Annotated in this window: 20 protein-coding genes; 5 read left to right on the top strand and 15 right to left on the bottom strand. The window is 68.8% G+C overall.

What is annotated here, in order from left to right; genetic code table 11:
• Window positions 1-506: 506 nt before the first annotated feature.
• The 12 genes from HNO83_RS16325 to HNO83_RS16270 all read right to left on the bottom strand — a co-directional run bounded on the left by HNO83_RS16325 (window position 507) and on the right by HNO83_RS16270 (window position 14,069).
• A complete protein-coding gene (locus HNO83_RS16325; RefSeq protein WP_175338578.1) occupies window positions 507-1,109 on the bottom strand; it encodes a cadmium resistance transporter in 603 nt (200 codons plus the stop codon).
• A 193-nt stretch (window positions 1,110-1,302) separates the two neighbouring features.
• Complete coding sequence (locus tag HNO83_RS16320) at window positions 1,303-3,201, bottom strand: heavy metal translocating P-type ATPase (protein ID WP_175338577.1); 1,899 nt, start codon at window positions 3,199-3,201, stop codon at window positions 1,303-1,305.
• A complete protein-coding gene (gene cmtR, locus HNO83_RS16315; RefSeq protein ID WP_175338576.1) occupies window positions 3,198-3,557 on the bottom strand; it encodes a Cd(II)/Pb(II)-sensing metalloregulatory transcriptional regulator CmtR in 360 nt (119 codons plus the stop codon). Before cmtR ends, HNO83_RS16320 begins: the two co-directional genes overlap by 4 nt.
• 520 nt (window positions 3,558-4,077) lie before the next feature.
• Window positions 4,078-4,851: a hypothetical protein gene (locus HNO83_RS16310; RefSeq protein WP_175338575.1), complete on the bottom strand. Its 774-nt coding sequence runs from the start codon at window positions 4,849-4,851 to the stop codon at window positions 4,078-4,080.
• Window positions 4,848-7,076 carry a glycoside hydrolase family 31 protein gene (locus HNO83_RS16305; RefSeq protein WP_175338574.1) on the bottom strand — a complete coding sequence of 743 codons (2,229 nt, stop codon included), beginning with the start codon at window positions 7,074-7,076 and terminating at the stop codon, window positions 4,848-4,850. The genes HNO83_RS16310 and HNO83_RS16305 overlap by 4 nt, the downstream gene beginning before the upstream one ends.
• A complete protein-coding gene (locus tag HNO83_RS16300; RefSeq protein WP_175338573.1) occupies window positions 7,073-8,215 on the bottom strand; it encodes a glycoside hydrolase family 15 protein in 1,143 nt (380 codons plus the stop codon). The genes HNO83_RS16305 and HNO83_RS16300 overlap by 4 nt, the downstream gene beginning before the upstream one ends.
• 72 nt (window positions 8,216-8,287) lie before the next feature.
• A complete protein-coding gene (locus tag HNO83_RS16295; RefSeq protein WP_175338572.1) occupies window positions 8,288-9,529 on the bottom strand; it encodes an ABC transporter substrate-binding protein in 1,242 nt (413 codons plus the stop codon).
• A gap of 63 nt (window positions 9,530-9,592) precedes the next feature.
• Window positions 9,593-10,408: a carbohydrate ABC transporter permease gene (locus tag HNO83_RS16290; RefSeq protein WP_175338571.1), complete on the bottom strand. Its 816-nt coding sequence runs from the start codon at window positions 10,406-10,408 to the stop codon at window positions 9,593-9,595.
• Entirely contained in the window at window positions 10,401-11,357 is a 957-nt protein-coding gene (locus HNO83_RS16285; protein ID WP_175338570.1) for a carbohydrate ABC transporter permease, read from the bottom strand. Before HNO83_RS16285 ends, HNO83_RS16290 begins: the two co-directional genes overlap by 8 nt.
• Complete coding sequence (locus HNO83_RS16280; RefSeq protein WP_175338569.1) at window positions 11,357-12,565, bottom strand: ROK family transcriptional regulator; 1,209 nt, start codon at window positions 12,563-12,565, stop codon at window positions 11,357-11,359. The genes HNO83_RS16285 and HNO83_RS16280 overlap by 1 nt, the downstream gene beginning before the upstream one ends.
• A gap of 96 nt (window positions 12,566-12,661) precedes the next feature.
• Window positions 12,662-13,042: a cupin domain-containing protein gene (locus tag HNO83_RS16275; protein WP_175338568.1), complete on the bottom strand. Its 381-nt coding sequence runs from the start codon at window positions 13,040-13,042 to the stop codon at window positions 12,662-12,664.
• Window positions 13,043-13,058: 16 nt separating this feature from the next.
• Window positions 13,059-14,069, bottom strand: a complete 1,011-nt coding sequence (locus HNO83_RS16270; protein ID WP_175338567.1) for a LacI family DNA-binding transcriptional regulator — start codon at window positions 14,067-14,069, stop codon at window positions 13,059-13,061.
• Window positions 14,070-14,247: 178 nt separating this feature from the next.
• Between HNO83_RS16270 and HNO83_RS16265 the strand changes: the two genes are divergently transcribed.
• The 5 genes from HNO83_RS16265 to HNO83_RS16245 all read left to right on the top strand — a co-directional run bounded on the left by HNO83_RS16265 (window position 14,248) and on the right by HNO83_RS16245 (window position 21,781).
• Window positions 14,248-16,293, top strand: a complete 2,046-nt coding sequence (locus HNO83_RS16265; protein WP_349627257.1) for a beta-galactosidase — start codon at window positions 14,248-14,250, stop codon at window positions 16,291-16,293.
• Entirely contained in the window at window positions 16,290-17,219 is a 930-nt protein-coding gene (locus tag HNO83_RS16260) for a carbohydrate ABC transporter permease (protein WP_175338566.1), read from the top strand. Before HNO83_RS16265 ends, HNO83_RS16260 begins: the two co-directional genes overlap by 4 nt.
• The gene (locus HNO83_RS16255) at window positions 17,216-18,142 is read left to right on the top strand and encodes a carbohydrate ABC transporter permease (protein WP_502708438.1); all 927 of its coding nucleotides are present in this window, start codon (window positions 17,216-17,218) and stop codon (window positions 18,140-18,142) included. Before HNO83_RS16260 ends, HNO83_RS16255 begins: the two co-directional genes overlap by 4 nt.
• A 68-nt stretch (window positions 18,143-18,210) precedes the next feature.
• Complete coding sequence (locus tag HNO83_RS16250) at window positions 18,211-19,542, top strand: ABC transporter substrate-binding protein (protein ID WP_175338565.1); 1,332 nt, start codon at window positions 18,211-18,213, stop codon at window positions 19,540-19,542.
• Between the two features lie 76 nt (window positions 19,543-19,618).
• Window positions 19,619-21,781 (top strand): alpha-galactosidase, encoded by a 2,163-nt coding sequence (locus HNO83_RS16245; RefSeq protein WP_349627256.1) that lies wholly within the window; start codon window positions 19,619-19,621, stop codon window positions 21,779-21,781.
• 85 nt (window positions 21,782-21,866) lie between these two features.
• Here the strand turns inward: HNO83_RS16245 and HNO83_RS16240 are convergent, their stop codons facing one another.
• The 3 genes from HNO83_RS16240 to HNO83_RS16230 form a co-directional block, all read right to left on the bottom strand.
• Complete coding sequence (locus HNO83_RS16240; protein ID WP_175338564.1) at window positions 21,867-22,442, bottom strand: DUF4865 family protein; 576 nt, start codon at window positions 22,440-22,442, stop codon at window positions 21,867-21,869.
• A 139-nt stretch (window positions 22,443-22,581) separates the two neighbouring features.
• Window positions 22,582-23,166 carry a TMEM175 family protein gene (locus tag HNO83_RS16235; protein WP_175338563.1) on the bottom strand — a complete coding sequence of 195 codons (585 nt, stop codon included), beginning with the start codon at window positions 23,164-23,166 and terminating at the stop codon, window positions 22,582-22,584.
• 79 nt (window positions 23,167-23,245) lie between these two features.
• On the bottom strand, window positions 23,246-24,043 hold the full coding sequence (locus tag HNO83_RS16230) for a CPBP family intramembrane glutamic endopeptidase (RefSeq protein ID WP_175338562.1): 798 nt from the start codon (window positions 24,041-24,043) through the stop codon (window positions 23,246-23,248).
• Window positions 24,044-24,188: the final 145 nt, after the last annotated feature.

The following is a 24,188-nucleotide window of genomic DNA, read 5'->3' as shown; positions in this document are numbered from 1 at the left end:
GGCCGTCGCTGTCGCGGTGGGCAAGTACGGGGGTGAGGACCCCATTCTCCTTGATTGACTGCACGAACGCCGGGGTGATCGGTGCGGAGGGGCGCACGTTGTCCTCAAGGGTGAGGGTGTGCGGGTTGAGGTGTTCGATGGTGCCCGCGGTGGGTGTGTCGCTCATGGTTCTGTGATCCCTTCAACTGTTCTTGTTCGCCTGTCTGGCAAGGGGATCGAGGGTGAGCGGGTGCGGGGCGCAGTGCCGGGACCGTGGAATACCGGAGGGAGCGAAGCGAGTGAGGATATGCCGCGAAAGCCCGGCACGTAGCCCGCGGGAGCGAACTACGATCAACCGGCCAGGCAGACGAACAATCTAAAAACGAGGTGCCGCTCGCGGCTCCATTCAGCTTTTGCCTTCGCGTGAGACGGGGGCGACGCGGTCGGTGAAGTGAACTCGCGGTGGTTGCCGGCAGCCGCGCAGGCCGGGTCGCCCGATGGGTCGATAGGGACTGGATACCTAGGATCTACGTCGGAATGCCGAAAGCGCCGCCGCTCACGAGGATGAAGATCCCCAGGCCGATGAGGACGACGGGGAACAGGACGTGTTCCCATCGTTCGAGGAGTTCCGCGATCGGTCGGCGGGTGGTGACGAACTTGGCTAGGCCAATGAGGGAAGCAACTAGGACCAGGAACACGACGCAGTATGCAATGGTGGCTGCTGGACCGACGCTGAGGAAGACCGGGACATAGACGCCGATGTTGTCGCCGCCGTTTGCGAAGGTCACACCGGCCACGGTCCACACAGCGACCTTCTTACCCTCGACCTTTGCGTCATCGTCGTCTTCGCGCTTGCGCCAGGCCTGCCATGCAGCCCGCAGACCCAACGCCAGCGGGATTAGTCCGAAGTAGGGAATGACCTGTGGTGGGAGGAATGTCCCAGCGCCGAGTGCAACAAGAACGGACGCGCTCAGGATGCCGATGAATCCGAGGTACTGTCCGATCAGGATGCGGCTTGTGGTTCCTCGCTGGCCGGAGCCTCGGGCGAAGAACAGCGAAAGCACAATGATATCGTCAATGTTCGTGGCCATGAAGAGGCCGATCGCCTGCAGTACCGACGACAGGATCATGAGCCCACAGTCGCGATGCGGTGATCTCTGTGTTCGACGGCGGCGCGGGCTTTGCTGGCTTGGTCGAGCAGCGCGCCGCCGCCCGCGACGCCGCAGGCAAGAAGGAACAATGCCCGCCGCACCGTCGCCCCATCAATGCGGGGAGAGCGTAGCTCAACGGAATCCGCGCCCGGCGGTATGAGAGCGGAGCCAGTCATGCCTTCTCCCGCCGTGCTGCGCGGAGCCCGTTGAGAATGACGACGACCTCCGCGACCTCGTGCACGAGCACGACTGCAGCGAGCCCGAGAACGCCGGTGATCGCCAGCGGCAGCAGGACCGCGATGATCACGATGGACAACACAACGTTCTGGTTGATGATGCTACGTCCGCGACGGGCGTGGTCGATGGCCTGTGGAATGAGGCGCAGATCGTGGCCGGTGAAGGCGATATCGGCGGACTCGATCGCCGCATCGGCGCCCTTAGCTCCCATCGCGATGCCCACGTCGGCGGCCGCGAGAGCGGGGGCGTCGTTGATACCGTCTCCGATCATGGCTGTGGGCTTGGACTTCGACAGGTCCATGACGGCGGCGGCCTTGTCCTCGGGACGGAGCTCGGCGCGCACGTCGTTGATGCCGGCCTGGGCGGCGAGTGCCGCGGCGGTGCGGGCGTTGTCGCCGGTGAGCATCGTGACTCCGATCCCGCGGCGGTTGAGCGTGGCGATCACTTCCGGTACCTCGGGGCGGAGCTCGTCCCGCACCCCGATCGCCCCGGCCGGCTGATCGTTGCGGTGGACGATGACGACGGTCATTCCCTCTGACTCCATCGCCTGCACCTCATCGCCCAGCGTGCCAGCATCCAGCCACCTCGGGCTGCCTACCGCGAGACGAGCAGTATTGAGCGTGCCCTCGATGCCGTGCCCGGCGGTCTCGGCGACGTTTTCAGCGGCGGGAGCGTCGGGTGCCGCCTTGGTGATCGCTGTGGCGAGAGGGTGCGTACTGTGACGCTCTAGGCTCGCCGCCCAGGCCAGCACCTCATCCTCGGTCGCGCCCGTCGTGACGACACGGGTCACGGTGGGCTCATTGCGGGTCAGGGTGCCCGTTTTGTCGACGGCGAGGTGGCGGATGCCGCCGAACCGCTCGAACGCGGCCCCGGACTTCACGACCACGCCGAACTTGGAGGCGGCGCCGATCGCGGACACGACTGTGACCGGCACGGCGATCGCCAGAGCACACGGCGAGGCAGCAACGAGCACGACCAGGGCACGGGTGATCCACAAATCGGGGTCGCCGCTCAACAGCGACCCGAGAACGCCGACTACCGCGGCGAGGATCATCACACCGGGGACCAGGGGACGGGCGATCCGGTCGGCTAGGCGGGCTCGGTCGCCTTTTTCGGTCTGCGCCTGCTCGACCAGCTCGACGATCGTAGTGAGTGAGTTGTCGGTGCCGGCCGCAGTGGCCTCGACCTCGAGCACGCCTGTGGTATTGATCGACCCGGCCGACACGCCGGTGCCGGGCTCGACCTCGACGGGTATCGACTCGCCCGTGATTGCGGAGGTGTCCAGGCTGCTCCGCCCGGCTCGCACGATGCCGTCAGTGGCGATCCGTTCGCCCGGACGCACCACGAGGACGTCACCGACGCGCAGGTCCTTCGCTTCGACCTCGGTCGTGGCGTCGCCGCGTTTGACCAATGCGGTATCGGGCACGAGTTTCAAGAGCGCCCGAAGCCCTGCGCGCGCTCGGTCCATCGCCTTGTCTTCCAACGCCTCCGCGATGGAGTACAAGAACGCCAACGCCGCGGCCTCCTCGACGTAGCCGAGGATCACCGCACCGGTGGCGCTGATTGTCATCAGTAGGCTGATGCCGAGCTTGCCCTTGGTGAAAAGTCTGCGCAACGCGCCGGGCACGAAGGTGTACACCCCCAGCAGCAGACCGATCCAGAACAGCACCAGGCCGGCGGTCTCCGCGCCAGTCCATTCGCACACCAAACCAGCGACGAATGCGACGCCGGAAGCGATCGGGATCAGGACGCTCGGACTCCGATACCAGGGCCGATCATCATCGTCATCGTCAAGGTCGACGTGTTCGAGCTCGGAACCTGTAACCGCGCTCATGCCCGTGCCTCTCCAGCCACGCAACCCTCAACGCCGCAGTCTGGGTCCACGCACGGCACGCTTTCGTCGACAGCGAGCGTCACCTCGACCAGCGCAGTCAGGGCGCGGGCAAGGTGTGGGTCGGCGACTTCGTATCGGGTCTGGCGACCTTCGGGCTCGGCTACCACAATCCCGCACCCGCGCAAACAGGTGAGGTGGTTCGAGACGTTCGAGCGTGAGAGCCCCAGCTCACGGGCCAGCACGGCCGGGTGGCTCGGGCCGGCAAGGAGGGTCAGAAGAATGCGCGAACGAGTGGGATCCGCCATCGCCCGGCCGAGCCGGTTCATCACATCAAGTCGGTCTGCAAGAGTCAGCATCCGATGACTATACACTGACGGCTGAATAGTTGTGTACGAGGACCTTTGGACCAGATCTCGTTTCTAGTCAAGGGCAGGCAACTGCATGGAAGTCGCGTGACAACCATTTGACAACATTTCAACGAAATCGGGGAGCACCCAAGGACGCCCAGGTCACCCAAGACGCCCGAGTTTTCGCGGATTCCTGTGTTAGATCCCCTGGTTGCGCGGGCCCGGCTAGAGTTCAGAACCCACGCTCCAAAGCGCACTGCGTGTGGAGCCAACCGTCCAACAACGCCCTGGCAAAGCCGACCGTCATGAACCCCGTTTGACTACATTTTGACTACAAACGAGCGAGTTCCTATGGGGTCCTATGAGATCACAGAAGCTCAAATTCGTTGATTTTCCGCGGAAGTCCGGCCCCATCACGCGGGTCTCCGAGGCAGGAACTAGAGTTCAAATCCCACCGGTACCGCCAGAGAAAACCCCCGCGATCCCAGTGTTTACACGGGATCCGGGGGTTTTCGCGTTCCCGGGGGTCTCACGGTTGCGGCCAGAGCCGGCGCCGGACGGCGAGGACGCCGTCCGATGGCCAGTCCGCCCAGCCGGGGGCGAGGAGCTCTTCGGCAAGGTCCAGGATGCCCTGCGCTGCAGCCTCGGCGGGCTGGGCGAGGATCGTGTTCAGCCGGGACGCCGCGGCGGGCGCCACGGTCTCCAGTCGCCGCCATCCGTCGAACGGGTCCGGGTGAGCACGTCCGCTGCGTTCGACGAGAAGATCGACCAGGGTCAGGGCGGCCTCGCTGCGGATGACCTGCCCGCCGCTGAGGTGTTCACCTCGTCGCACGCGGCCCACCCCCACGACGAGTTGAACGAGAAGGACGGCCGCCGCATCCCGAGCCGCGTTGGTCACCCGTGGCCGAGTGGCCGCCTGCGCCGACGTGAGCCCGCCGGTGAGCGCCCCGGTGTCGTAGGCCACGTGAGCCGCAGCGACGGGGAAGGAGGACAGCCCGGTCGCGTCGGTGACACCGAGCTCGATCACCCGCCCGTCGGCGAACAGCAGCTTGATGCCGTCGTGCCACTCGCGCCCGACGGCGACGAGCTGATCGGCGTCCGGCAGCCACGACAGGTCCGAGCGGAGTTCATCGATAGCTTCAGGGACGGCGAGCACGAGCACGTCGTGATCGGACCATTGGTCGATGCGGGAGCGATCGGCGCCGGATCCGAGGAGCGCCACACCCAACACGCGGGCGTCGCCGCGCGCCCAGCTCACGACCCGTCGAGTGTAGGCGTCGAAGGAGGCCACCGCGTCGCTCATGGGCGGAACAGGGCCAGCAGGTCGGCCGGGGCGTCGGCGGTGGCGAAGACGGGGATGCGATCGAGGGGCGCTGCCACCTCGACGGTCCGCCCGCCGGTGACGGTGTCGCCAGTCCACACGTCCGTCCACTCGCCCGGGGGGAGTGCCACCGGCCAGGTGCGCGCACCGGGTTCGAGCACGGGCGCGACCAGCAGGTGGCGGCCGAGCATCCAACGGGTCCCGTCCCACGATGCCGGGTCGGAGGGGTGGTCGAAGAAGATCGGCCGCATGAGCGGCCGGTCGCTACCGATGGTCTCAGCCGCCGACTCTTCCAGGTAGGGGATGAGCCTCTCCCGCAGTCGGACGAGCTCCCGGAAGGTCGGGATGACGGTGTGGTCGCCGGTGCGTTCCGCAATGTTCCACGGGGTGCGGTCGCGTGAGGGTGTGCGGTGGTGGTTGAACTCCGAGTGGTACTGCATGATCGGCACGAAGACGCTCGCCGCCGTCGCCCGCAGGTAGAGCTCGGCGTCGGGGATGTCTCCCGAGAACCCGGCGATGTCCCACCCCCAGTACACGATGCCGGACGCGGCGGCCGACAGCCCCGCATTCATCGACCAGCGGAACGCCTCCCAGGTGCTGTTCTCGTCTCCGGCCCAGAAGGCGCCATGCGCCTGCGAGCCGGTGAACCCGGCGCGGCTGAACGTGACGGGAGCCTTGCCGGAGGAGCGCAGCAGGTCGCCGTACGCGGCGGCGTAGGCGACGGGGAAAGTGTTGTTCTTCTCGTCACCGCGACGGCCGTCGAGGTACACCAGCTCGGCACCCCAGGCGTGCTCGCCCCCGTCGGTCTTGAACCCGTCGACGCCGACCTCTTCGACCAGATACCGGCGCTTCTCGGTCCACCACCGGGCAGCGCGTTCGTCAGTCAGATCGGGCATGAGGGCCAGCGGGAACCACCAGCCGCGGTTGCGGTAGGGGCGGGTGCCGCCCGCGGGGTTCGGCTCGGCGATCAGCACGTCCTCCCGGATGGCCGCCAGGGCGTCCGCCGCCGCCTGACCGGTGGGATGCGGGCGCATTTTGAGCAGCGGGATCTGCCACAGGTGCAGCTTGATGCCGCGCTTGTGCAGCTCGTCCGTCATCCCCTTCGGGTCGGGCCAGGCGCCGTCAGCGGGGAACTGGAAGTCGGCGAGCCGGTGCGGCGCGCCATCGGGGGAGACCGCGTAGCGCGCATCCCGGAAGGCGGTGAAGGTGCTCTCGTCGCTCCAGGCCTCGATCACGACGGAGCCGACGGGGATGTCGTGCTCGCGGTGGAGGTCGGCCTGACGCATGACCTCGGCCTGCGTGTTCCACTCGTTGCCGCTCGCCCACAGCCGGAACACCCAGTCGGGCAGTTCCTCGGCCCGCCCTGCGCCATCGAGGAAGGCGCTCAGGACGGCGACAGGGTCACCATCGAAGAAGTGCACCGGCAGGGTGCCGTCCGGTCCGGTCTCACTCTCCACGGTCATGACGGAGGCGTCCGTCGCCCCGAGGTCGAACCAGACCCGCCGGGAGGTGTCGACGTGGAAGCCCCATCCCGAGCCGCCGACCACGTGGGCGAACGGCATCGGGAGGTACGTCTTCCGCTCGGCGCCCTGGCTCTTGTACTGCTCGAAGACCACCGAGTCGAGGGTCGTGCCGGTGTGATCGATGGCGTCGAAGCGCTCGCCGAGCCCGCTCACACGCTCCCCGGACTCCAGTTGGAGACGGAAGCGGACACGGTGGATGCGAACGCCGTCGTCGAGCACCTCGACGGAGCCGGGCAGGAGCCGCGAGCTCCCCGAGACGACCACGGCGTCATCGGCGGCCCGCCACGTCGCCGGGCGGACGTCGAACCAGCGCGTCCGCTCGACCCGGCCGTCCTCGTGCTCGCCTCTGAAGCGGTAGCGATACGCGGCGCCGGCCTCCAGCGGCGGCGTCGAGACCTGCCAGCCGCCGACGGCCCGGGCCAGCCGGGCCTGCGCGGACGCGAGGTGGCCGCCGTCGGTGGTGCGGCCGCGCGAAGTGGTCGCCGCACGCTCCAGCGGCAGCGTCAGCGTGCTCGCCTCGCCCTCGGAAGGCATGCGGACGAGCTCGACGGTCACGCCGGTGATCGAAGCGTCGGCGCGGACGCCCAGCACGGCTGTCCCGCCGGCCTCGGGAACGACCGGCCAGCGCTGCTCGGTGTCGACGGAGTAGGGGTGGCCGGAGCCCGCGGGCCGGTGGCGGATCATCGGAGGAGTCCTTCCTGAAGGGTCGAAGAGGAGAGGGTCGTGGGGGCGGCGTCGAGCTCGGCCCCCAGTCGGAGGAGCATGGCGTGACTCCACAGCAGCGGCGTCGCGACGCTGCCCCAGCGGTCCACCCACTCCTGTCGCATGTTCGGGGCGATCAGGTGCTCGCCGACCTGCTCGGGGAGCTCGAGCCCCGGCGTCGCGGTCGACGCCGCCCAGCCGTAGAGCTGCTCGGCGCGGGCGCGATCGCCGGCCGCCAGGTGGGCGAGGCCGAGGAAGCAGCTGAGGAGCGGCCACTGGCCTCCGCCGTAGAAGGTGTCGCCCAGGTAGCGGTGCGTCCCGCCGCCGACGGTCAAGTGGCGTTCCAGCACCCCGATCGTCGTCGAACCGATCGGCGACCGTGCGCTCACGAAGCCGAGCGGCGCGAGTGCTGCCGCCAGGCTGCCGTCGACCGCTGTGCTGTCGAGCCACTTCACCAGATGGCCGGAGCGGACGCCGCGATCGGCGACCAGGGATCGGATGCCGTCGACCGCACGCCGGGCCTGCTGCTCGCGCTCACCCGAGAGGAGGCCGGCGCTGAGGACGGCATCCAGGCCGGCCCCCACGCAGGCGAGAGTCGAGACGTGCACGTGCTCGCTGTGCTCCTCCCACCAGTCGTAGCAGGGCCGTTGCCACGAGGACGTGAGGTAGTCGACGGTCGACTCGACCGCGTCGGCCCAGCGGGCGGGGTCCGCCGCGTGCCGTTCGCAGTGCTCCACCAGTGCCCACAGCCACGTGCCGTAGCCGTCCAGCTGGAAGTCCCACCACTCGTCGGCTCCGTCCGCGCCGTCGAAGGTGAAACGGGCCGGAAGCATCCGGCTCCCCGACGGGGGCCGCCCGGCCTGCGATTCGGCGACGATCCAGCGGATCTGCTCCGCCCGGTCGCGCAGGACACCGGCGCACCAGTCGAAGAACCGCTCGGCCGACTCGGCCTCGCCGACCGACGAGACGCCATCGGCGATGAACGAGCCGTCGCGGAACCAGCAGTAGCCGGTATAGGCCGAGAAATCGGGACTCGCCGGGAAGGCGCCCTGCGGAGTCTGCAACCCCGCGATCAGCGCCCGGCTGTGCTGCGCGAGAGGGGAGGAGGTGAAGCTGTGCACGAGGAATCTTCCGAGAGAGGAGGAGGACCGGCCGCGCTCACGCGGGGGAGCGAGCGCGACCGGACCGGTCGGTTACTTGAGCAGGGAGGTGACCTGATCGGCCGTGGCCGGGATGGCCTCCCCGGTCTTCTGGCGGCCGGCAGCGATCTCGCCCAAGGCGTTGGTCACGTCATCCTGGATCTTCTGCGAGTTGGCGCCCAGCTGCGGCGCGACCGCCACCTTCTCCAGCGAGTCGAAGACGGCCTGACGGTTCGTCGGGTCGCCGGCGGTGAGGTACGGCTTCAGCAGGGCGTCGTCACTGGTCGCTGGGAGCTCCCAGCCGGCCTTGAGTCGCACATCCACCATCTCCTTGGAGCTGGTGAGGTACTCCGCCCACTTCTGGGCGGCCTCCTTGTTCTTGGCGTCCTTCGAGACGACGACCGCGTTGGAGAAGGTCGCGCTGGCCTTCTGCGTGTCGCCCGGCTCGACCTGGACGTCCCAGCCGAAGGGCAGCGTGCCCAGGGTGCTGAACATCCAGATGCCGGTGTGCCACATCGCGAGCTTGCCCGACTTGAACAGGTTGCTGTCGAAGTCGGGGGTGCCGGCGCCGTCGGCCGCGGAGGGCATGACCGTGCCCGACTTGCCCGCGATCCAGTCGGCCGCGAGCTTCCCGGCCTGGTCGCCGAACGCCGCCTTCTTGCCGTCCTTGCTGAGGAACTGGCCGCCCGCCTGCTGGACCGCCTTGTAGTACTCGTTGTAGGTGACCGGCTGGTAGTCGCCCCAGACGCCGGAGGCCTTGTCGGTGAGCTTTTCCGCGGCGGCCTTCTCGTCGGCCCAGGTCCAGTCCTTTGTGGGGTAGGAGACGCCGGCCTTGTCGAAGAGGTCCTTGTTGTAGAAGAGGACGACGTTCGAGAAGGAGGTCGGCAGGCCGTACTGCTTGCCGTCGGTCTTGTAGGTGTCGAGCACCGAGGTGCGGTACTTGGAGGAGTCCACGCCGTCGAGCGGTGCCAGCACGCCGTCGGACTGGTACGTGGCGTAGCTGCCCGCATCGACGTCGAACACATCGGCCTGCGTTCCCGCCGAGAGGTCGGTCTGCAGCTTGGTGAAGTAGTTGGCGTAGTCGGTGGTCGTCACCTTGACGGTGATGTCCGGGTTCGCCTTCTCGAACGAGTCGACGATGGCCTTCAGGTTCTTCTCGTTGCCTCCGTTCGAGATGAAGTCGGAGTAGGTGACGGTGGTCTTGCCGCCGCTCGCTCCGCCGGAGGACGAGCAGCCGGCCAGGCCGACGGCCGCGAGAGACGCGACCGCGACGGCCGCGACGAGTGTCTTCTTCATGTGAGTGCTATCTCCTTCGATGCAGGGTGTTTCGGGTTGGGGGTGAGGTGGGGAAGGGACCGGCTACTTGAGACCGGTGCCCGCGACGCCCTGGACGATGTACTTCTGGGCGAAGACGTAGAGCGCGAACATGGGCAGGATGCTGACGACCGACCCGGCCATGAGCACGTCCCACTGGGTCGAGTACTGTCCCTGGAGGCTCGACAGGGCCACCGGGAGCGTCTGCATGAGCGGGTCGCGGAGGATGATCAGCGGCCAGAGGAAGCTGTTCCAGGTGTTGAGGAATCCGAACACCGCGAGCGTGGCGAGGGCCGGGCGGACGAGCGGCAGCACGATCTGGAAGAACACCCGGAAGTGCCCGGCGCCGTCGAGCGTCGCCGCCTGGTCGAGTTCGTACGGCACGGTCCCGATGGCTTGGCGCAGGAGGAAGACACCGAACGCGGAGGCGATGGTCGGCAGGATGGCGCCCGCGTAGCTGTTGATCAGCCCGAGAGATTTCATCTCCACGAACAGGGGGACGATCAGCACCTGGAAGGGGATCATCATGGTCGCCAGGTAGAGCAGGAAGATCGCGCCGCGTCCGCGGAACGGCATGCGGGCGAACACGTAGGCGGCCATGGCGCTGGTGACCAGCTGGCACACGGTGCTCACCACGGCGATGATCAGCGAATTGGCGATGACCTGGCCGAACGGGACGCGCTCGAAGAGCTGGAGGTAGGGCGCGAGGGACGGGTTGTCCGGGATGAGGCTGGGCGTCGTGGTGAGGCTCGCGCCCGGACTGATCGAGGTGACCACCGTCCAGACGAACGGGAAGATCATCACGAGAGCACCAAGGATGACGGCGATGTAGAGGATGGGCCTGGCGGCGGACTTACGCATAGTTCACCCACTTCTTCTGGCCGTAGAACTGGACGAGCGTCACGATGAGGATGACCAGGAACAGCAGCCAGGAGAGCGCTGAGGCCATGCCCGCCTGCCCGTACCGGAAGGTCAGGTCGTAGACCTGCTGGACGACGACGCGGCTGGAGTTGTTCGGCCCCCCTCCGGTCATGACATAGACCTGGTCGAACACTTGGAATCCGTTGATGAGGGACAGCACGATGACGAAGAAAGTGGACGGGGAGAGCATGGGGAGGGTGATGCTGAACAGGCGCCGCCACCAGCCCGCGCCATCGATCTCCGCAGCCTCGTAGAGGTCCGGGTTGATCGTCTGCAGCCCGGCGAGGAGGATGACCATGACGAAGCCGAGGTCCTTCCAGGCCGATGCGATGATGATCGACGGCATGGACCATGCCGGGTCGGACCACCATCCGGGGCCGTGGATGCCCACCAGGCTCAAGACGTAGTTCACGACGCCGACGCTCGGGTTCAGCAGCCAGCGCCACACGAGCGCCACCACGACCCAGCTGGTCACCACGGGCAGGAAGTAGACGCCGCGGAGGAACGCCCGGCCCTTGAGCTTGGAGTTGAGCGCGAGGGCGAGACCCAGCCCTCCCAGGTACACCAGCGGCAGATAGCCGACGATGTAATAGACAGTGTGCAGGAAGGCCTGCTGCGAAGCCGGGTCGGCGATCAGGAAACGGTAGTTGTCGAGACCGACCCACTTCATGTCGCCGATGAGATTCCACTCGTGCAGGCTCGTCCACGCCGCCGAGATCATCGGCCCGATAACGAATGCGAGCAGAGGGATGAGACTCGGCAGCAGGAACAGGGCCACCGTCGCGCCGTAGGCCGCGCGGCGCTTGGCCGGGCGCTTGCGGGGCGCGCGGGCGCCGCCGCCGGGGCTGCCGGAATCGAGCGACTCGGGCCGGACGCGGGAGAGGGTCATCAGCGCACCGTCGCCGTCGATACGAGCCGCTCTCGCACGAGGCGGCCCTGCTCGCCGGCGATCCCGTCGGCGTCGAACGGGGTTGCGAGGACGAGCGCCGCGGCGCCCTGCGCCCATCGATCGTCCTGCCAGCTCTCCACGGCGACGGCCACGCCGCGCTTGCCGGGCACGAGGGATGCGCGCAGGGCCGGCTCGAAAGCAGGGGCCCAGTGCCGCCAGGCGGCGACGCCTTCGCCGAGCAAGACCACGAGTTGCGGGTCGAGAACATTCACGACCCCCGCCAGCGTGCGGCCGAACAGTGCCCCGGCGTCGGCGTAGAGCTGCTGCGCGCGCTCATCGCCGGCGTCGGCGGCCGCCCGCAACCCATCGATGCCGTCCCCGTCTCCGAGGACGCCGGCCGCGCGACCGGCATTCACCAGTGCTCCCTGGCCGATCAACGCTTCCAGGCAGCCGTGGTTGCCGCACTGGCACAGGGGACCGTCGACGACGACCGGGACGTGTCCGATGTCGCCCGCGCCGCCTGCGGTGCCGCGGAGGATGCTGCCGCCGGACACCACGCCGGCGCCGACACCGTTGCCGATGGTCACGACCAGGAAGTCCTCGCAGTCGCGTCCTTGGCCGAACAGCTTCTCGGCGACGCTCAGCGCATTCACGTTGTTCTCGACCACGACCGGGAGGTCGAGGGCGCGGCGAAGGGTCGCACCGAGGGGTACCTGGTTCCAGCGCAGCTGGGTGGAGTCGACCACTCCGACCCCTTGCTCATGCACCGTACCCGGGAGTCCGACGCCCACCCCGAGGACGAGCGTGGAGTCGCCGGAGTCGATGAACGCGCGTAGCACGTCGACCAGGCCGGAGATGGCGAGCGGCGCGACGGCGTCGAAATCCTGCGTCGCCGATCGGAGCACCGTGCCATCGATGCCGACCTCGACGAAAGCCACATGGTCGGGCGCCACCTTCACGCCGATTGCAGAAGCGGCGCGTGCGACCAGGCCGAGCATGCGGGCCGGGCGGCCTCCGCCGGAGCTGGCGTGGTCGAGTTCTTCGATGAGGCCGTCGGCGAGCAGGTCGCGCGTGAGCTGCGTGATGAGGGCCGGCGAGACGCCGAGCCGGCGCGCGAGGTCGGCGCGGGAGGCCGGGCCGTTCGCGCCGAGATGCGCGAGGATCGCCGTGCGATTCACGTCGGTGCGCGAGGAGAGTGAGAGCGCCATTGCCTACCTTTGTTCAGGACTAAATAAAAGCTAGAACATAGTGCTGAACAATGCAAGGGCGATTCCGGATCGGCGGCGAGAGCCCTCAGCTTGGCGTCACGACCCGCCCTCTGCCGGCGGATCCGCGAACGTCGCCAACGGCTCATCCGGGTCCACCAGGTAGGTCGAGAGCATCCGGCCGGTTCCCGGGCCCACGTCCCGGGCGTTGTGACGCACGCCGGGCGGGATGAGGAACCCGCTCCCGGCGGGCAGGTGCAGCGTGCTGCCCCCGGCGATCCGCATCTCGACGTTCCCGGCGAGGATGTAGCCGACCTCCTCGCCGGGGTGGGTGTGCCAGCCGGACTCCACCCCCTCCGGGATGGTGGTGAGCACCTGCACGATGGTCCGGCCCGGGATCGAGGATGCGGCGCGCTGCACCTCGACGCGCTCCAGCCGGCCCGCGAGGTCGTCCCGCTGCTGCCCGTCCGCGTCCATCATCGGGTCGCCATCGCCGTCAGGCCGATTCGCGCCAGACGATCGGCGTCTCGAGCACGAGCCCACCCGCGGTGGTGTCGCCGGTGCGGATCTGCTCCAGCACAGCCTCCGCCGCCGAACGGCCGAGGCCCTCGGCGGGCTGGTGCACGGTCGAGAGCGGGGGAGTGGTCCGAGTCGCCCAGGAGCTGTCGTCGAAGCCGACCAGGCCGACGTCGCCCGGGATGCTCCGCCCGGCCTCGAGCAGTGTCTGCATCGCGCCGGCGGCGACGGCGTCGGAGGCGGCGACCACGCCGTCGATGTCGGGCGCGCGTTCGAGGAGGGTGCGCATCCCGTCGGCGCCGTCGTTGAACGAGTAGAGCGGAACGGGGACGACGAGCTCCGGGTCGTAGGCGATCCCCATCGCCTCGCGGAAGCCGGCCAACCGGTCGGCGCCCGAATCGCGATCGAGGGCGGCGGCGATCATCCCGATGCGGCGGCGGCCGGTCTGCAGGAGGCGGCGGGTGATCGCGGCGGAGGCCCCGCGGTTGTCGATCCCGATGAAGGGGGCGGTGATGCCGGGTGGGTGCCCGACGAACGCGGCGGGAAGTCCCAGCCGCTCGATGACCGAGAGGATGGGGTCGCGGTCGCGCGCGGAGACGACGATCGCGCCGTCGACGAAGCCGCCGCTGAGGTAGCGCGAGACGCGGTCGGTGTCGCGTTCCGAATCGACGATGAGGCACACCATCTGGTAGTCGCGGGCGGAGAGCGCCGAGTTGGCGCCGAGCATGATCACGCCGATGTTCGGGTCTTCGAGGAACACCGAGTGCGGCTCGTGCACGATGAAGCCGACGGCCTGGGTCCGCTGGCGCACCAGGCTCTGCGCCGCCGTGTTCGGGGTGTACCCGACCTTGCGGATGGCCGCCTCGATGGCGCGGCGGGCCTCGCTCGACACATAGTGCCCGCCATTGACGTAGCGCGACACGGTGCCGCGCGAGACGCCTGCCTCGAGGGCCACATCCATCACGGTGGCGCGGCGACGCGGTTCGGTCATGGACGAAGTCTAGGGGATGCCGGGCTTGACAGGAGGAAAGCGGCCTGCTTAGTCTGTGCACGTTCACAGTCCTTCCCCTTGGCCGCGAGGCCGATTCGGACTGTGCACGTTCCCACATGGACGACAGGACGTTCGCACCCCGGTGTGTGCACGTTCACAGAATGGCAAAGGAGCCGAAGTGCTCATCCCCGACGCGGACGGCATGATCCTCGGGTGCGACTACAACCCCGAGCAGTGGGACCGTGCCGTCTGGCAGGAGGACATCGCGCTGATGCGCGAACTCGGCGTCGGTCTGGTCGCGATCAACATCTTCGGCTGGGCTCAGGTCAACCCCGCCAAGGGCGTGTGGGACTTCTCGGCGCTCGACGAGATCGTCGGGCTGCTGCACGAGGCCGGCATCCGGGTGAACCTCGGCACCGCGACCTCGTCGACGCCCGCCTGGCTCACCACCCTCCACCCGGAGCTGCTGCCCGTCGCGATCGACGGCACGCGCCGGTTCCCCGGCGGTCGCCAGGCGTTCTGCCCCAGCTCGCCGGTCTACCGCCGCTACGCCCTGACACTTGTCGAGCGGATCGCGGAGCGGTACGGGCAGCACCCGGCCGTCGCGCTCTGGCACGTCTCCAACGAGCTCGGCTGCCACAACGCACTGTGCTACTGCGACGCCAGCGCCGCCGCCTTCCGCGGCTGGCTGCGCGACCGGTACGAGACGATCGAGCGGCTCAACGAGGCCTGGGGCACCGCCTTCTGGAGCCAGCGCTACGGCGCCTGGGACGAGATCCTCCCCCCGCTCGCCACGCTGTCCACCAGGAACCCGGCGCAGGTGGTCGACTTCCACCGCTTCTCGTCCGACACGCTGCTCGACCACTTCCGTGCCGAGCGGGAGGTCATCCGCCGCCACAGCGACCGGCCGGTGACGACGAATCTGATGAACGCGGCGCACATCCAGAACATGGACTACTGGAGCTGGACGGGCGACCTCGACCTGATCGCGAACGACCACTACCTCGACGACCGCCTCGACGACCCGACCACGGAGCTGGCCTTCGCTGCGGATCTCACCCGCGGACTCGCCGGCGGGCGCCCGTGGATGCTGATGGAGACCTCCACCGGGGCCGTCAACTGGCAGCCGGTCAACCTGGCCAAGGCACCCGGTCAGCTGCTCCGGAACGCGCTCACCCATGTGGCACGCGGCGCCGACGCCATCTGCTTCTTCCAGTGGCGCGCCTCCGTCCGCGGGTCGGAGAAATTCCACTCCGCGCTGCTGCCGCACGCGGGCACCGACTCCGCGACCTGGCGGGAGGCGGTGGAGCTGGCGGATGCGCTGCGCTCGCTCTCCGAGGTCACCGGCACGACCGTGCGGGCCGACGTCGCCATCGTGTTCTCCTGGCAGGCCTGGTGGGCGGCGAACGGCGACAATCTGCCCAGCCGGAGCGTCCGCTACCTGGAGCAGGTGCACGCTGCCTACCGTGCCCTGCGTGCCGCCGGGGTGACCGTCGACGTCGTCGCCCCCGGCGCCGACCTTTCCGGGTACCGGCTGGTGTCCGTCCCCGCCCTCTACTCGCTGACCGCGGGCGAGGCGGACGGGCTGCGCTCGTACGTCGAGCAGGGCGGGCACGCATTCGTCACCTTCTTCAGCGGCATCGTGGACGAGGAGCAGACGGTCGTCACCGGCGGCTATCCCGGCCTCCTCCGCGACGTGCTCGGCGTGCGGATGGACGAGTTCACGCCCCTCGCGCCGGCCGACCGCGTCCGGCTCGCCTCCGGGCGCACCGGCTCCGTCTGGAGCGAGCGCGGCCGCGCGACGACCGCCTCGGTCGTGGACGTGTTCGCCGAAGGCCCCGCCGCCGGGAGCCCGGCGATCACCCGCAACCCGTTCGGGAGCGGCACGGCCTGGTACGTCGCCACCGGACTCGACCAGCTCGACCTCGACGACCTGGTCCGCGAAGCCCTCGACGGCGCCGGCGTCGCCCCCCTCGCCGCCGGCGCCGCCGAGCTGGATGTCACCCGCCGCATCGCTGCGGACGGGACGTCCTTCCTGTTCGCCGTCAACCACGGCGACCACGACATCGAGCTCGCCTCGACGGGGACCGATCTGCTCTCGGGCGACCGGCTGGAGACGTCCGTCGTCGTCGCCGCGGGCGGAGTCCGCGTCATCCGGGAGGACAGCGTCGCCGTCCTCGTCCCCGCCGGCGATGGCCGGCTCAGCAGAGAGGAGGCGTCATGACCGTGACGTCCGCCACCCCGCGGGCCGAGACGCGCGAGCGCTCGCCCCGCGGCCGCATCAAGACGCCGCACAAGCGCGCGATCGTCGCGCTGGTCGCGCCGTTCCTGGTCCTGTTCGCCCTCTTCTACGCGCTGCCTGTCGGGTACGCCGTCTGGGAGTCCCTCCTGGTCGTCCAGCGCGACGGCACGTTCGGCCCGGCGACGGAGGTGTTCGGCGGTCTGCAGCAGTATGCACTGGTGTTCCAGGACCAGGCGTTCTGGGGCTCCGTCGGGCGCGTGCTCCTGTTCGGCGTCGTCCAGGTGCCGGTGATGCTCGGCCTCGCCCTGGTGTTCGCGCTGCTGCTCGACTCGCCGCTGGTGAAGGGCAAGCGCTTCTTCCGGCTCGCCTACTTCGTCCCGTACGCGGTGCCCGGCGTGATCGCCGCCATCATGTGGGGCTTCCTGTTCTCACCGAACCTGTCGCCGTTCTCGGCGCTGACGAAGGCCGTGCCGTTCCTCGGCGCCGACCTGGTGCTCTGGTCGATCGCCAACGTCGTCACCTGGGTCTACGTCGGCTACAACATGCTGATCATCTACTCGGCGCTGCTCGCCGTGCCGCAGGAGATCTACGAGGCGGCCCGCCTCGACGGCGCCGGGCAGTTCCGGATGGCGTGGTCGATCAAGATCCCGATCGTGCGCCCGGCCATCCTCATGACCGCCGTGTTCTCGATCATCGGAACACTGCAGCTGCTCGCCGAACCGCAGGTGTTCGCCTCGTTCAGCTCCGCGGTGACCAGCACCTACACGCCCAACATGACCATCTACGCGACCAGCTCGCTCCCCAACTACAACCTGGCCGCCGCGTTCAGTGTCGTGCTCGCGCTGGCCACCTTCATCCTCTCGTTCACCTTCCTCAAGGTGACGCAGCGAAAGGGGCAGGACGCGTGACCGCCGAGACCCTCATCCCCGTGCCGACCGGCCAGCGCGCCGAGCGCGAGGAGCGCCGCCGCAGCCGCCGCCGCGGCACCGGCCCCCGGCAGAGCCCGATGTCGCGGGCGGTGGCGATGACCGTCATGGTCGTGTTCACCCTCTACACGCTCATCCCGCTGTGGTGGCTGGTCGTCGCGTCGTCGAAGTCGCGCGGGCAGCTGCTGACCACCAACGGCTTGTGGTTCGCCGACTTCAACCTGTTCAAGAACATCGGCGACATGCTCGCCTACGGCGACGGCATCTTCGGGCGCTGGATGCTCAACAGCATCCTGTACGCGGGCGTCGGCGGCTTCCTCGCGACCCTGCTCGCCGGGATGTGCGGTTTCGCCCTCGCCAAGTACCGCTTCCGCGGCCGCGAGACGCTGTTCAACGTGGTCCTGGGCGGCGTGCTCGTGCCCGCCACCGCGCTGGCGCTCCCGCTGTTCCTGCTGTTCAGCAAGGTTCAGCTGACCGACACGATCTGGGCGGTGCTGCTGCCTTCGATCGTCAGTCCGTTCGGCGTCTACCTCAGCCGCATCTTCGCCGCCGCGAGCGTTCCGGACGAGCTGATGGAGGCCGCCCGCCTCGACGGCTCCGGCGAGCTGCGGACGTTCTTCACCATCGCGGTGCGGCTCATGACGCCGGCGCTGGTGACGGTGTTCCTGTTCCAGTTCGTCGCGATCTGGAACAACTTCTTCCTGCCCCTGATCATGCTGCGCTCCACCGAGCTGTTCCCCGTCACGTACGGCCTCTACACGTGGAACACGCAGATCAACCAGGTCCCGGAGCTGCGCACCTTCGTGCTCTCCGGCGCCTTCCTGTCCATCATCCCGCTCGTCGTCACGTTCCTCCTGCTCCAGCGCTACTGGCGGAACGGCCTGGGTTCCGGCTCGCTGAAGTAGCCGCCACGACGACACCCCCAAGCTCCCGGCGCCGAAGCCGGGTGGATCACACCGAGAGAAGGATCACAATGCGATACCCGAAGAGAATCGCCGTCATCGCCGCCGTCGCGGTGAGTGCGACGATCGCCCTGGCCGGCTGCTCCTCGTCGTCGTCGGGCGGAGGCTCCACCGCGGCCGCGTGCGAGCCCACGAAGGGCAAGGTCACCCTCGACTTCACCACGTGGGTCCCCGGCATGGCCGACGTGGTGAAGCTCTGGAACGAGAAGAACCCCGACATCCAGGTCAAGGTGCAGGAGGGCCCCAACGGCAACAACGGCACCTACAAGAACTTCTTCAACGAGGTGAAGGCCGGCAACGCGCCCGACCTCGGCCAGGTCGAGTACGACGCCCTGCCGAACTTCCGCGTGCAGAACGCCCTCGAGGACCTGAGCGCCTGCTCCGCGGTCGTCAAGGCCAAGAGCGAGTTCGTCGACTGGACCTGGAACCAGGTCTCGCTCGGCTCGGACAAGAGCGTCTACGGCATCCCGCAGGACTCCGGCCCCATGGCCATGTTCTACCGCAAGGACCTCTTCGAGAAGAACGGCATCGCCGTGCCGAAGACCTGGGACGAGTACAAGGAGGCCGCGAAGAAGATCCGCGCTCTCGGCGGCTACATCACCAACTTCTCGCAGACCGACATCAACCAGTTCGCCGGCTTCGTCTGGCAGGCCGGCGGCCAGTGGTTCGCCAACGACGGCAAGGACTGGACGGTGGACCTGACCAGCAGCGAGTCCACGAAGGTCGCGGACTACTGGAACGGCATGATCAAGGACGGCCTCGTCTCGACCGTCCCGGCGTGGACCGACGAGTGGAACAACGCCTACAACTCCGGCCAGGCCTGGACGTGGAACTCGGCCGTGTGGGGCGCCAACTCCATCTCGTCCGGCGCCCCCGACACCGCGGGCGACTGGGCCGTCGCTCCGGCCCCGCAGTGGGCGGCGGGCGACGCCGCGGCCGGCAACTGGGGTGGCAGCTCGGTCGTCGCCTTCAGCGGCTCGAAGCACCTGTACGAGGCGACCAAGTTCGCGCTGTGGCTGAACACCTCCGACGAGGCGCTCATCGCCCTCAACAAGGCGGCCAACCTGTACCCGGCGACGAAGGACGGCCTCAAGCTGCCCGCGCTGCAGCAGGGCGTCGACTTCTACGGCGGCCAGAAGATCTACGACGTGTTCGCGAAGGCGTCGTCGCAGGTCAAGCCCGACTTCACCTGGGGCCCGACCATGACCCAGACGTACGCGGATGTCGCGGACGGCTTCAAGGGGGCGGTCAGCGGCAGCGGCACCCTCACCGACGCGCTGAAGTCGGCGCAGGAGTCGACGGTCAAGGCGCTGAAGGCGCAGTCCATCCCCGTGAAGGGCTGACCAGCGCCTGACGGCGACGAAGATGGACGGGGCAGGCGCATCGCCTGCCCCGTCCTGACGTGAGAAGGAGGACCGCGTGTCCCTGGAGAGCATCCATCTGACCGCGGGCGGGGTGAGTGTGCTGCTCGACGTCGCCGGCGACCGGCTGCCGGCCGTGGCCCACTGGGGGGCGGCGCTCGGCGGGATCGACGCGGCCGATGCGGCGGCGATCGTCGCCGCCGGCGCCCATCCGGTGGTGCCCAACACGCCCGACGTGCCGGTACGGCTCTCGGTGCTGCCCGAGCAGCACACGGGCTGGCTGGGGCGCCCGGGGCTGAGCGGCAACCGGGACGACGGCGGTGCGTGGTCGCCGCTCTTCCGCGTCACCGGTGTGGAGGCGTCCGGCGCCGCCCCGAACGCGGGCCTCCTGACCGTGCCCGGCGGCACTGTGCGCATCTCCGCGCGGGACGACCACGCCCGGCTCGCGCTCGACCTCGACGTGGAGCTGACTCCGGAGGGGGTGCTGCGGCTGGCGGCCACCCTCACGAACGAGGGCGACCGCTACCGCCTCGACGAGCTGTCCCTCGCCCTCCCGGTGCCTCCGCGCGCCCGCGAGGTCCTCGACTTCGCCGGCCGCTGGGGCAAGGAGCGGTCCCCCCAGCGCTCGCCGCTGACCGTGGGCGCGCATCTGCGCGAGGGCCGCCGCGGCCGCACCGGTGCGGACGCCGCGACCCTGCTCACCGTCGGCGAGTCCGGGTTCGGCTTCGCCCGCGGCGAGGTCTGGGGGCTGCACGTCGGCTTCAGCGGCGACCACCGCCACTGGGCCGAGCGGCTCTCCAGCGGCGAGCAGGTGCTCGGCGGGGGCGAGCTGCTGCTCCCGGGCGAGCTCGTGCTCGAGCCCGGCGAGAGCTACCGGACGCCGTGGGTCTACGGAGTGTACGGCGACGGGCTCGACGACCAGGCGCACCGGCTCCACCGGATGCTGCGCGCCCGGCCCCGGCATCCTCGGCGGCCGCGCCCGGTGACGCTGAACGTCTGGGAGGCGGTCTACTTCGATCACGACCTGGCGAAGCTCACCGCGCTCGCGGACCGCGCGGCGGAGCTGGGCGTGGAGCGGTACGTGCTCGACGACGGCTGGTTCCGGCACCGCCGCAACGACGATGCCGGCCTCGGTGACTGGTACGTCGACGAGGACGTCTGGCCGCACGGGCTCACGCCGCTGATCGACCATGTCCGGTCGCTCGGCATGGAGTTCGGCCTGTGGTTCGAGCCCGAGATGGTGAACCCGGAGTCCGACCTGGCCAGAGCGCATCCCGACTGGGTCCTCCAGACCGGCGGGCGACTCCCGGTGGAGGCGCGGCGCCAGCAGGTGCTCGACCTCGCGCTGCCGGAGGCGTACGCGTACATCCTGGAGCGGATGTCCGACATCCTGGCGCACAACGACATCGCCTACATCAAGTGGGACCACAACCGCGACCTCGTGGATGCGGGCATCGCCCCGAGCGGCCGACCGGGAGTGCACGCGCAGACCCTCGCCGTCTACCGGCTGATGGACGAGCTGAAGGCGCGCTTCCCCGGGCTCGAGATCGAGTCGTGCAGCTCCGGAGGCGCCCGCGTGGACCTCGGGGTGATCGAGCGTACCGACCGCGTCTGGGTGTCCGACTGCATCGACCCGCTGGAGCGGCAGGGCATGATGCGGTGGACGCAGCAGCTGCTCCCTCCCGAGCTTCTGGGGGCTCATGTCGCCTCGGGCCGCTCGCACACCACGCACCGCGTGCACACGCTGGGCTTCCGGGCGGCCACCGCCCTCTTCGGCCACTTCGGCATCGAATGGGACCTCACCGCCGCGACCGCCGCCGAGCTCGCCGAGCTGAAGGACTGGATCGCCTTCCACCGAGCCGAGCGCGACCTGCTCCACGGCGGTGAGCTGGTGCGGATGGACGAGGTGGACGCCTCCCTGCTGGTGAGCGGCGTCGTCGCGCCCGACCGCGCCCGAGCGCTGTTCTCGCTCGCATACGTCGGCCGGTCCGACGTCGCGCCGATCGGGCGGGTGACCCTGCGTGGCCTCGCCGCCGATCGCCGCTACCGCGTGCGGCTCCTGCCGTGGGGAGCGCCGCGCGGTGAGGCGCCGATGCCGCCGTGGGCAGCCGGCGCCGACGGTGTCGTGCTCACCGGCGCGGCTCTCGAACGCGCCGGTCTGCTGGCGCCGGTGTCCTATCCCGACACGGTGTGGCTGGTGGAGGCGACGGCAGTGGACTGACGCCCTCCCGTCTGCGCAGCCGGCGATGGGGTGCGGGTCAAGGACGAGGAAGTGAGGACTGGCGAGGAAACGGAATGGTCGGCTGTCACTGCAGGGCCTCGATCTCCGGTGATGAGAGGTGCAGCACGGAATAGAGAGTCGCCTCGGGGTCTGGGGCCCCGCCGGGATGCTGTGCGAGCAAGGTGAACTCGACCGACTGCCACCCGCTCGGGTCGATGCCCCAGGCGCGCGAGTGCACGTTCTCCCCGAGACTGTCGACACTGCGCTGGGACAGCAGTTGCGCGGTCTCGACCGGATCGACCGCGGGCGGAATCGACCGTGTGCGCACGAGAGCGTAAGCGGGCGACGCCGGGAATGCGACACCGCGTGCGAACCCTCCACCGACCCACGTGCGCACGACGGGTCGGCCGAAGTCACGAACGATTCCGGAGAAGCCTTGACCGCCCCAGTGGAATGCGGCCAGGGCGGCGGGCTCGCGCCAGAGGTAGAACGGGGAGTAGGAGTTGACGGCTGATCCGTCGGCGACGTCTCGGACGAGGTAGGCCTTCAATCCGAGCCCTACCCGGGCATCGAGCGCGCTTCCGCGTTCGCGCACGCGGCGCCGGATGACCTCCATGTCGTAGTCGGCTGGGAGGACGATCTCGTACTGGGCGGCGATCATGCGGCAAGTCCTTCGTTGTCGGCGAGCGGGGGCAGATGTGAGAGCGTCGGCATGGGGGTCCGCAGCATACCGAACCGGCGCCCACTCCATGCGTCGCGCTCGCTGCGAGGTTCCCTGGCCGGCTCGATCGGGCCGTCCTTCATACCTGGCGCCGTCCATAGGTCAGTCGGACGACCACAGCGAACAGGAACGATGCGGCCCACGCGATCTCAGCGGCAGTGGCACCAGCGAGGAGGGCCAGCGGAATGGAGAATGCGAACACGGTGGGGACGGGCAGGGACTGCACGAGCACGTACCGGTATACGACTTCGGGCAGCGCTTCGTCGATGAGGCCCCGGCGGCGGCTGTGCACCCAGATCAGGGTGAGGGAGAATCCTAGGGCCGAAATCGTTGCTGCGTAGAGGCACACCGCGGGGACGGTGTCCCCGTAGCTTCCGAGGATTCCCGTGGGCAGGGGCACTGTCGCCACGAACAGCAGCAGAAGGAGGTTGATCCGCGGGAGGTTGCGGTCTTGGCGGATGATCACGCGGAACTTCCGGTGGTGAGACATCCAGGCGATCCCCACCACGACGAAGCTGAGCACGAAGGTCAGGTACCCGGGAATCAAGGCCGTCAGCGCCGGTCCGAGTTCGGCGCCCGGTACGTCCGGAATGCGCAGCTCGACGATGAGCAGGGTCATCGCGATGGCGAAGACCGCGTCGCTGAAGAACACGAGGCGGTCCATGTCTCGCGTCTCGACCATGGTCTTCAGGTAGGTGTCGTGAATCCTCACGCTCGCCTCCGTACGCTGTCTCGCGGATCGATCAGGTTGTGGTAGCGGGAAGCTCTGGCGACTCGCGGTCGCGCCGGAACAGGTCGACCGAGACGGCCGCGGCGAGAATGATCTGGATGCTCACGGTCACCCAGAAGAGCACCGGCCCGGAAGTCAGAACTCCGGTGAATGCGATCGACACATCCGTGAAGCCGTGGAAGAGCGCAACCAGCAGGACGCTGCCGCGCGCGTGATTGAACAGCCACCCGATCAACACCGACGTCGCGACGGTGGAGAGGGCGAAGCCGACGAAGGGGATACGCGATTGGAAGCTGTCGCTGATGAAGAACAGCGGCAGGTGCCAGAGGGCCCACAGAACGCCCAGGATGAGCGAGGCCGTGAGCGGGTCGAAGCGGCGCTGAAGCCGGGGAAGGGCGTATCCCCGCCAGGAGGTCTCCTCGGTGATCAACCACTCCCAGCAGTTGAGCAGGAGCGCGCCCACGAGTGCGCTCGCCGGGAGCAGGGTGCCGATCGCCGCGGGCGTCGAGAGGAGGAATCCCAAGCCGACCGCGGCTGCCGCGATGGCGGCGGGGAGCCCGACCGCGACGACGTACCAGAGCGGGTGCACTCTGACGCGGATGAGTCGCAGCAGGAGATCTCTGACGGCCGGCCATCCGCCGGTGAGCGCGGCTGTGCCGTACGTGGCGAGCGGGAGGCCGATCCAGAACCCGAGCGCCTCCGGGATATGCCAACCGATCAGTCCGGCCTGCTGAGCGAGGGTGGTCCCCCAGATCAGCCAGGGGAAGGCGAATGCCGCAATGAAGAACACGACCAGGGGGTGGCGTTTCATGTGTCATGCCTTTCTGTCGTTCGATGCCCCCAGAGTCGAGAGAACACGGCGTGTGAGGTCTCTCAGGGAGAAGTTATAGCAGAGGACGTGCCGGCCAAGGAGGGGCAGCTGGGAGTCGGTGGAGCAGTCGATGCTTAGTATTTCG

Source organism: Leifsonia sp. C5G2, assembly GCF_013359685.1.
GTDB lineage: Bacteria > Actinomycetota > Actinomycetes > Actinomycetales > Microbacteriaceae > Leifsonia.
This window is presented reverse-complemented; position numbering and strand designations above follow the sequence as displayed.

What these genes read in the sequence shown, in the direction of transcription:
- HNO83_RS16285 (WP_175338570.1), bottom strand. Translation starts at nt 11,357, where the DNA reads ATGACCCTCTCCCGCGTCCGGCCCGAGTCGCTCGATTCCGGCAGCCCC.
- HNO83_RS16320 (WP_175338577.1), bottom strand. Translation starts at nt 3,201, where the DNA reads ATGAGCGCGGTTACAGGTTCCGAGCTCGAACACGTCGACCTTGACGAT.
- HNO83_RS16325 (WP_175338578.1), bottom strand. Translation starts at nt 1,109, where the DNA reads ATGATCCTGTCGTCGGTACTGCAGGCGATCGGCCTCTTCATGGCCACG.
- cmtR (WP_175338576.1), bottom strand. Translation starts at nt 3,557, where the DNA reads ATGCTGACTCTTGCAGACCGACTTGATGTGATGAACCGGCTCGGCCGG.
- HNO83_RS16295 (WP_175338572.1), bottom strand. Translation starts at nt 9,529, where the DNA reads ATGAAGAAGACACTCGTCGCGGCCGTCGCGGTCGCGTCTCTCGCGGCC.
- HNO83_RS16235 (WP_175338563.1), bottom strand. Translation starts at nt 23,166, where the DNA reads ATGGACCGCCTCGTGTTCTTCAGCGACGCGGTCTTCGCCATCGCGATG.
- HNO83_RS16290 (WP_175338571.1), bottom strand. Translation starts at nt 10,408, where the DNA reads ATGCGTAAGTCCGCCGCCAGGCCCATCCTCTACATCGCCGTCATCCTT.
- HNO83_RS16305 (WP_175338574.1), bottom strand. Translation starts at nt 7,076, where the DNA reads ATGATCCGCCACCGGCCCGCGGGCTCCGGCCACCCCTACTCCGTCGAC.
- HNO83_RS16260 (WP_175338566.1), top strand. Translation starts at nt 16,290, where the DNA reads ATGACCGTGACGTCCGCCACCCCGCGGGCCGAGACGCGCGAGCGCTCG.
- HNO83_RS16270 (WP_175338567.1), bottom strand. Translation starts at nt 14,069, where the DNA reads ATGACCGAACCGCGTCGCCGCGCCACCGTGATGGATGTGGCCCTCGAG.
- HNO83_RS16275 (WP_175338568.1), bottom strand. Translation starts at nt 13,042, where the DNA reads ATGATGGACGCGGACGGGCAGCAGCGGGACGACCTCGCGGGCCGGCTG.
- HNO83_RS16310 (WP_175338575.1), bottom strand. Translation starts at nt 4,851, where the DNA reads ATGAGCGACGCGGTGGCCTCCTTCGACGCCTACACTCGACGGGTCGTG.
- HNO83_RS16280 (WP_175338569.1), bottom strand. Translation starts at nt 12,565, where the DNA reads ATGGCGCTCTCACTCTCCTCGCGCACCGACGTGAATCGCACGGCGATC.
- HNO83_RS16230 (WP_175338562.1), bottom strand. Translation starts at nt 24,043, where the DNA reads ATGAAACGCCACCCCCTGGTCGTGTTCTTCATTGCGGCATTCGCCTTC.
- HNO83_RS16250 (WP_175338565.1), top strand. Translation starts at nt 18,211, where the DNA reads ATGCGATACCCGAAGAGAATCGCCGTCATCGCCGCCGTCGCGGTGAGT.
- HNO83_RS16240 (WP_175338564.1), bottom strand. Translation starts at nt 22,442, where the DNA reads ATGATCGCCGCCCAGTACGAGATCGTCCTCCCAGCCGACTACGACATG.